Consider the following 7,548-nt stretch of genomic DNA (forward strand, 5'->3'; position numbering starts at 1 on the left):
TCTCTTCTACTCGACTAGCTTAAGAAGGAATAAACTACTTTATGTTGAAATTATCCCTTAAATGAAAAAGTTAATTAAAAATATACCCCTCACTAATGAGGGGTATATCTTATTTATCTTGTGCAAGTTCTTTTCTATTGGGAGCAAGTGGTGGCTGTTCTAACCACTTGTTTTTCACCATAATATCGAACCATTTTTTTGTCATTGCTAATGTTTTTAGAATTGTTTTTTCATAAACGACAGCTAAGTCTGTTCGCATGGCTCCTGCTAGACCTGTCCCGTAATATATTTGTGCAGTTTGAGCCAAGAAACCCATATGATACAACATTAATTTATCTGAAAAAGGAGAGTCTTTTGACGTTGTAACCTCTGATTCCCACGACATTGGAACTGGCAAATTATCCTTGTGCATAATTTTTGAAAGGGCATGTATGTTTTCATCTGCCTTTTTTTCTAATTCCTCAAAAAACTTTCTTATTTCTTCCGATTCAGCGATTTGACTGAATCCGATTGAAAGAGTTTTTGCCATAATGCTCTTTTTGATGTTAAGAGAAATACTGATTATTTCTGAAGCAGATAAAAGTCTCCCTTTTCCGAAGAATCCATCAGTAAAATCTTTGGTAGATATAAATTCAGGGCTTTCGTTCGGATAAAAATAGGGGTCTCGTTGGAATTTTCCTTTTTTAAGCAATAACTCAATGGTTAAATCGTACATACTTTTTGCATCATTATCACATGAATTGTAAAATTGCCGTAGGTCCTTTCTGACAGAAACACTTAAAGCAGTTGTATGCCCCAATAAACCATGTATAGTCATAATATGTAAATAATTTAAGCAGAATGTGTCAGAAAACAATCTCTTTGCACCTTTATTAAGGTCGGACTCAGTAAATCCAATAGGAACTGGAAATCCCTCTTTCTCTATGAAGGAAACAAGCTGATTCTTTTGCTTTTCCCATGTCTCAATGGCAATTTCAAAAACTTTTTTTATTGATTCGTCTTCCAAAATAGAAAGCATATACCTATTTACTATCTCGCTCATAGTTCCGTTCACATACTCTCCCCATAGTGTTCCTATTTCGGAAGATGTAAGTTTTAAATTATCATTTTCCATGTGTTCTCACCTCTTCCGTATTTTTTACTGACTCAGAAATAGATATGCAGTTTAAAATCTGGCTAACCTTATATTACGAACGGGGGCTTTAATTCAATAAGCCCATAAAAATATTCAGAGTTCATATGCCCTGAGCCTATTTTTATAAGCCGAAATTCTTCCGGATTTAACCGTTAATTGGAATCTTGTCCTTCATAAGAGAACCGTTACTAAAAAACTCAATTTTAATAATCCATCAGAACTGAGGGAGATTATCAAGGTTGTTGTTCGGATCACCGTCCGGATTGCTCCTAAGATGTTCCTCTCCATCGCCACCTTTGAAAACATTGACGTTTACAATCATCCCACTTTTTGCCATCTGTTGTGCTTCTTTGTAATCAACAACTTGACCGTTTGACAACTTTAATTCAATAATATCGTCATCGCCATTCTTACGGACGGCGATGACAGATTCTTGACGTTTTTTCATTCTTTCGCCTCCTATATATAACTAGCATGACATAAAAAAATAAAAAAAATTCATATTCTATGACCCTTGCAGCCGAAGATTAGCTGTGTAAATCTTTAGCACAAAGATTGAGGCCTTTCGGATAAACCGGTGAAAGGATCCTAATTATCTAATGCAGCTGAAAAAAATTTATTGACAAACGGGTATTAAGGTATTATGATTATCTCATATTCAAGATATCTTAATTAAAGGTTTTTTAGGAGGTGAAATAAATGGAAAAAACATGTACGAATTTGCCTTACCTCGTTTTAATGCAAACCTCTAAAGCAGTACAGGATTGTATGAGAGTGGAAATGAGTCATTATAACCTTAGTATTACGGAATTTTCTGTTTTAGAAGTGCTTTATAATAAGGGAAAGCATACCATTCATCAAATTGGTAATAGCATATTAATTTCAAGTGGCACAATGACGTATGTGATCGATAAATTAGAACAGAGAGATTTATTATGTCGTCAGGCATGTGTGGAAGATCGCAGAGTCATTCATGTTACCTTAACAGACGAAGGAAAAGAAATGATGGACAGCATTATGCCTAAACATCAAGGATTTGTTGATTCCATGTTTGGCTCTTTTAATAAAGAGGATAAAGAAATATTTGTAAAATTATTGAAAAAAATAGACATGAACGTCCAAAGTTAAAATTTTTTTGGTTATATATCTTGAATTCGAGATAAAAACATATTTTTAGGAGGAATTTGAAATGGTAAATGTTGGTTTATTAATTATTCGTTTAGTAGTGGGTATCTTATTCATTGGTCACGGAGCTCAAAAATTGTTTGGATGGTTCGGAGGATATGGTTTAAAGGGTACAGGAGGCTGGTTTGAATCCATTGGCATGAAACCAGGAGTAACAATGGCTTTATTGGCAGGATTAGCTGAACTTGTTGGAGGCGTTTTGTTTACGTTAGGCTTATTAACCCCATTGGCAGGAATTATCATTGCAGGAACCATGGTAATGGCTATCGTCAAAGTACACGCACCAAACGGATTATGGGCAACGGCAAATGGATATGAATATAACCTTACTGTGCTTGCAGTTGTTATTGGTATTGCTTTAATTGGACCTGGTCAATATGCTTTAGATGCTTTTTTATTCTAAACATCTCGATTTAGAGATACTTAAATTGAAGTAAATAGTTTGAGATTTTATTTTCATCCGAGGAACAAAATAGATAAGAAGTGTTTTTTAATAAATTGGATTCTAAATTAGAAATGGAGTGTTGAAAATGAGTAAAAAAATAATGGGTATTCACCATATCACAGCCATTGTAGGCCACCCCCAAGAAAATGTAGATTTTTACGCAGGAATTTTGGGATTACGTTTGGTGAAGCAAACTGTAAATTTTGATGACCCCGGGACTTATCACCTTTATTTCGGTAATGAAGGTGGAAAGCCAGGAACCATTATTACATTCTTTCCATGGGCAGGAGCTCATCAGGGAATTATCGGGGACGGTCAAGTCGGTGTTACTTCTTATGTCGTTCCGAAAGGGGCAATGGAATTTTGGGAAAAAAGACTTGAAAAATTAAACGTTCCGTTTACAAAAATGGAACGCTTTGGAGAGCAATATTTGGAGTTCGATGATCCGCATGGTCTTCACCTGGAAATTGTGGAAAGAGAAGAAGGAGAAAACAATACTTGGACTTTTGGTGAGGTAACACCTGAAGTGGCTATTAAAGGTTTTGGAGGAGCAACTCTTTTATCAACCCAGCCTGATAAAACGGGCGAATTATTAGAAAAAGTAATGGGACTTGAATTAATAGGTAAAGAAGGAGATTTTGCTCGATATCGTTCTACTGCCGATATCGGAAATATTATAGATTTAAAATTAACGCCAATTGGCCGTGGTCAAATGGGCGTGGGCACCGTTCACCATATTGCATGGCGGGCTATTGATGATGAAGATCAATTGGATTGGAAAAAATATGTTACAGCGAATGGTTATGGAGTAACTCCTGTAAAGGATCGAAATTACTTCAATGCTATTTATTTCAGAGAACACGGGGAAATACTGTTTGAGATTGCAACGGATCCTCCAGGATTTGCTCATGATGAATCACAAGCGACAATGGGAGAAAAATTGATGCTGCCATCACAGTATGAGCCTCATAGAGCTAAAATTGAAAGAGTGTTATTACCGTTTGAAGTAAGAGAACTAGACTGATATTACGAAGAGGGATGATATCTTTGCTTTCAATCGATCCAGCCACATTGTCTGAAAGGGAAAATTATAAATTTCTAATAGGAAGCATCATACCTAGACCAATAGCTTTCGTCACATCGATTTCAAAAGAGGGTGTTTTGAATGGAGCACCCTTTAGTTATTTTAACATCGTGTCATCCAATCCCCCGATGATATCAATTTCTATTCAACGCTCAGCAGGGGGACAAAAAGATACAGCCAGAAATATTAAGGAGTCCAAGGAATATGTTGTTCATATTGTAGATGAACAGAATGTTGAAAAAATAAATAAAACAGCTGCCAGCCTTCCTCCTAATGAAAGTGAAATTGAGTTAGCTCATTTAACACCAGTAGATAGTGTGAAAATTTCTGTTCCTGGAGTTAAGGAAGCAAAAATCAGAATGGAATGTTTATTAGAGCATTCCCTCGAATTGGGAGGTTTGGATACGCCAGGGTGTGACCTGATTATAGGAAAAGTTGTTCAGTTTCATATCGAAAATGATATTTATGAAAATGGAAGAATTGATCCAAGGGGCTTAGCAGCGGTCAGCCGATTAGCTGGGAATAATTACGCAAAAATTGGTGAGATATTTGAAATTGAAAGACCTAAATAAAGCCCCATTCGATGATTGGAGAGGGTAAAATGCAAAAAACAACGGGTATCCATCATATCACAGCAATGGTAAACGATGCACAAAGAAATATTGATTTCTATGCAGGTGTACTTGGGTTAAGGCTTGTCAAAAAAACCATTAATTTTGATCGTCCAGAAGTGTACCATCTCTATTTTGGGAATGAAATAGGTCAACCAGGTTCGGTAATAACTTTTTTTCCATGGGCTAAACAACTAAAAGGTCGAATTGGAATCGGTCAGGTTGGTGTGACTAGTTATGTGATTCCGAAGGGTTCGGTTCCTTTTTGGGAGAATCGATTACGGAAATTTGGAATCGAATTTACTTCTTCCAATCGGTTTGGGGAAAGATATTTAAAATTTCATGATCCAGATGGACTCCTGTTGGAATTGACAGAACGAGACGAAGGTCCAGTAAATACTTGGAATTTTGGCGAAATTCAGTCTGAAAATGCGATAAAAGGATTTGGAGGTGCGATTCTTTTTTCTGCACAACCACATAAGACAACCGATGTTCTAGAAAACGTATTGGGGTTGGAATGCATTGGTCAAGAAAATGAATTTTTACGATTTAAATCTGAAGGAAGTATAGGAAATACAGTTGATATTCAACTAAATCCTTCTGTTCGAGGGCTGATGGGTGCTGGAACGGTTCACCATATAGCATGGAGAGCAAAAGATGAGAAAGAGCATCAAAAGTGGAGATCGTTTCTCCTTGAAAAAGGGTATTATCCTACAGAGATTCTTGACCGAAACTACTTCAAAGCTCTATATTTTCATGAACCAGGGGGTATTCTCTTCGAAATTGCAACCGACCCACCGGGTTTTGCGGAGGATGAACCTATAGAGGAACTCGGGAAAAAACTTATGCTGCCATCTTGGTTAGAGTCAAAAAGAGAAGAATTAGAAGAAACCTTACCGCGAGTAGAGGTTCGGGTTCTGGAGGGAGATAAATAATGAAACACATATTCAATAAAGGTCAAGATCCAACAAAACCAACGCTATTATTGCTTCATGGTACCGGTGGCAATGAATTAGACCTGTTGCCTCTTGCTGGAAGAATTGATGATGAAGCTTCAGTTTTAAGCGTTCGAGGTAATGTATTAGAAAATGGAATGCCACGATTCTTCCGAAGATTAGCTGAGGGAGTTTTTGATGAAGAGGACCTCGTTTTCCGAACAAAAGAATTAAATGAGTTTCTGGATGAAGCAGCTGAAAAGTATAGTTTCGACCGAAATCATATTATCGCTATTGGATACTCAAATGGAGCAAATATAGCAGCGAGTCTATTATTTCACTATCAAAAAGCCTTAAAGGGTGCCATTCTTCATCATCCTATGGTGCCGAGAAAAGGGATCGACCTTCCAGATTTATCGGGTAAGTCAGTGTTTATAGCAGCTGGGACAAATGATCCGATTTGCTCACCAATGGAATCGGCTGAACTTGAATCATTATTAAAAAAGGCAAATGCGAATGTAGTACTTCATTGGGAGAATAGAGGTCATCAATTAACCGCCCAAGAGGTCGAAGCTGCCGCTCAATGGTATAGAAAGTTATAATAACAAACTATGTTTGGGAGGAGAAATAGAATAATGATAAAAAACATTATTTTTAATACATGGAATTGTAAAATTTCAGGGTGGAATTGAGAATATTGTAGGATGGTTTGATAGTATAGGCTTGCCTGGATTTATGGCATATGGAGTTGCATCTCTGGAGATTATTGGTGGGATCGCCATAATCATTGGATTGGCAACTAGATTTTTTGCAGCATTGTTTGCATTAATGTTGATTGGGGCAACAATAAAAGTAAAGCTTTCAGTTGGTTTATTAGGAAATGGTCAAATGGCAGGCTACGAGTTAGATTTAGCATTTCTAGCAATAGCATTATACCTTGCAATCAATGGGAGCAAGCTATTATCAGTTAGTTCTATGATATTTAAAAAGGATTCAAAGGAGTTAACCAAAGCTGCTTAATTGTGAATCAATCTATTAAAAGAAAGAAATAACAGGTAGTGTTTGTGATGGGTGGGTTTCTTATCTAAACTAATTGGAAAGAAACTGAGCAGGAGACAGAGAAAATGGCAAATGAGCTAATCGAGAGTGGTTGATTGGCTTTTCTTGATAAGCCATTAACTGAATTAGTTGAAAAAATAATTATATGAATTAAAATATTCTTAGTTAAAAATATCATGATTCTAGATATATAGATTAATAAATTAAATTGACATTTATTTAGGGAGTGAAAGATTTTGATTCAACTTTTTCCTGCAGATACACGTTACACAGTAAAAAATGATTGGTTGGAAAGTTCGCTAAGTTTTTCATTTGGAGAGTATTTTGATCCCAATAATTTACGATTCGGTCCACTGCGAGTTTTTAACGATGATACTGTCCAGCCAGGACGTGGTTTTGGAATTCATCCACATCGTGAAGCTGAAATAGTCTCTATTATCCTAAAAGGTGAGCTTAAGCATGGAGACAACCTAGGAAACTCTGGAACCATTAGTCATGGTAGTATTCAGCGGATATCGGCTGGAACTGGAGTGCTTCATTCTGAATTTAACGCTTCAAATGAGGAAAAAGTACAATTTCTACAGTTATGGTTTACACCTAATGAAAAGAAGCTAAAACCGTCATATGAGGACATTTCATATAATATTACTAAATTACACAATCAGCTACTACCAGTTATTTCGCATACATCGTCTGATCAGGTAGCTGGAATCCATCAAGATTTAACACTTTATTTGTCAAGATTGGACGGAAAGAAGAATTTGAACTTTGAACAGGAATCTGGCAGGAGGATTTACGTCTTTAATATTGAGGGAGAAATCTCAATCAACAATGATTATATTTTAAAGTCAAGAGATGCTTCCCGTATAACGGACATTCATGAAATAACTATTCAGGGAAATCAAGATAGTTTCTTTTTATTAATCGATTTACCTGGGGGTGACTTTTAATGTTGATGATACGTCATTCTATTGGCAGCAGATTACTGTGCCAGACTGATATATACAATATTGAAAAGGAGCACGATCATTGGCTAATCTCCGTCCCAGTTGATGAAAAAACGGCTTCGGAAGTTTTAGATTTTCAGGATGAGT

10 protein-coding genes are annotated in these 7,548 nt (G+C 36.4%); 8 read left to right on the top strand and 2 right to left on the bottom strand.

The annotated features are described in order from the left end of the window. Window positions 1–109 precede the first annotated feature (109 nt). Together V7266_RS26095 and V7266_RS26100 are read right to left on the bottom strand one after the other, a co-directional pair. Window positions 110–1,114, bottom strand: a complete 1,005-nt coding sequence (locus V7266_RS26095; RefSeq protein WP_335472163.1) for a DUF3231 family protein — start codon at window positions 1,112–1,114, stop codon at window positions 110–112. Between the two features lie 235 nt (window positions 1,115–1,349). Further along, window positions 1,350–1,583: a DUF3892 domain-containing protein gene (locus V7266_RS26100; RefSeq protein WP_335472164.1), complete on the bottom strand. Its 234-nt coding sequence runs from the start codon at window positions 1,581–1,583 to the stop codon at window positions 1,350–1,352. 251 nt (window positions 1,584–1,834) lie between these two features. Here V7266_RS26100 and V7266_RS26105 point away from each other — a divergent pair, with 251 nt between their 5' ends. The 8 genes from V7266_RS26105 to V7266_RS26140 all read left to right on the top strand — a co-directional run bounded on the left by V7266_RS26105 (window position 1,835) and on the right by V7266_RS26140 (window position 7,404). Continuing rightward, window positions 1,835–2,263, top strand: a complete 429-nt coding sequence (locus tag V7266_RS26105; protein ID WP_335472165.1) for a MarR family winged helix-turn-helix transcriptional regulator — start codon at window positions 1,835–1,837, stop codon at window positions 2,261–2,263. A gap of 61 nt (window positions 2,264–2,324) precedes the next feature. Further along, the gene (locus tag V7266_RS26110; RefSeq protein ID WP_335472166.1) at window positions 2,325–2,723 is read left to right on the top strand and encodes a DoxX family protein; all 399 of its coding nucleotides are present in this window, start codon (window positions 2,325–2,327) and stop codon (window positions 2,721–2,723) included. A 127-nt stretch (window positions 2,724–2,850) separates the two neighbouring features. Next, window positions 2,851–3,789, top strand: coding sequence for a ring-cleaving dioxygenase (locus V7266_RS26115; RefSeq protein ID WP_335472167.1), 939 nt, complete (start codon window positions 2,851–2,853; stop codon window positions 3,787–3,789). Between the two features lie 23 nt (window positions 3,790–3,812). Then, entirely contained in the window at window positions 3,813–4,421 is a 609-nt protein-coding gene (locus tag V7266_RS26120) for a flavin reductase family protein (RefSeq protein WP_335472168.1), read from the top strand. Between the two features lie 29 nt (window positions 4,422–4,450). Next, entirely contained in the window at window positions 4,451–5,395 is a 945-nt protein-coding gene (locus V7266_RS26125; RefSeq protein ID WP_335472169.1) for a ring-cleaving dioxygenase, read from the top strand. Continuing rightward, the gene (locus tag V7266_RS26130; RefSeq protein ID WP_335472170.1) at window positions 5,395–5,997 is read left to right on the top strand and encodes an alpha/beta hydrolase; all 603 of its coding nucleotides are present in this window, start codon (window positions 5,395–5,397) and stop codon (window positions 5,995–5,997) included. The genes V7266_RS26125 and V7266_RS26130 overlap by 1 nt, the downstream gene beginning before the upstream one ends. A 55-nt stretch (window positions 5,998–6,052) precedes the next feature. After that, complete coding sequence (locus V7266_RS26135) at window positions 6,053–6,415, top strand: DoxX family protein (RefSeq protein ID WP_335472191.1); 363 nt, start codon at window positions 6,053–6,055, stop codon at window positions 6,413–6,415. A gap of 275 nt (window positions 6,416–6,690) precedes the next feature. Next, window positions 6,691–7,404, top strand: coding sequence for a pirin family protein (locus tag V7266_RS26140; RefSeq protein ID WP_335472171.1), 714 nt, complete (start codon window positions 6,691–6,693; stop codon window positions 7,402–7,404). The last annotated feature ends 144 nt before the right edge of the window (window positions 7,405–7,548 follow it).

Source organism: Neobacillus drentensis (assembly GCF_036965645.1).
In the GTDB taxonomy this organism is placed as follows: domain Bacteria; phylum Bacillota; class Bacilli; order Bacillales; family Cytobacillaceae; genus Neobacillus; species Neobacillus drentensis_D.

Bases quoted from the DNA above. Each gene is read 5' to 3' on its own strand.
- V7266_RS26100 (WP_335472164.1), bottom strand. From the start codon at position 1,583: ATGAAAAAACGTCAAGAATCTGTCATCGCCGTCCGTAAGAATGGCGAT.
- V7266_RS26125 (WP_335472169.1), top strand. From the start codon at position 4,451: ATGCAAAAAACAACGGGTATCCATCATATCACAGCAATGGTAAACGAT.
- V7266_RS26130 (WP_335472170.1), top strand. From the start codon at position 5,395: ATGAAACACATATTCAATAAAGGTCAAGATCCAACAAAACCAACGCTA.
- V7266_RS26095 (WP_335472163.1), bottom strand. From the start codon at position 1,114: ATGGAAAATGATAATTTAAAACTTACATCTTCCGAAATAGGAACACTA.
- V7266_RS26115 (WP_335472167.1), top strand. From the start codon at position 2,851: ATGAGTAAAAAAATAATGGGTATTCACCATATCACAGCCATTGTAGGC.
- V7266_RS26110 (WP_335472166.1), top strand. From the start codon at position 2,325: ATGGTAAATGTTGGTTTATTAATTATTCGTTTAGTAGTGGGTATCTTA.
- V7266_RS26105 (WP_335472165.1), top strand. From the start codon at position 1,835: ATGGAAAAAACATGTACGAATTTGCCTTACCTCGTTTTAATGCAAACC.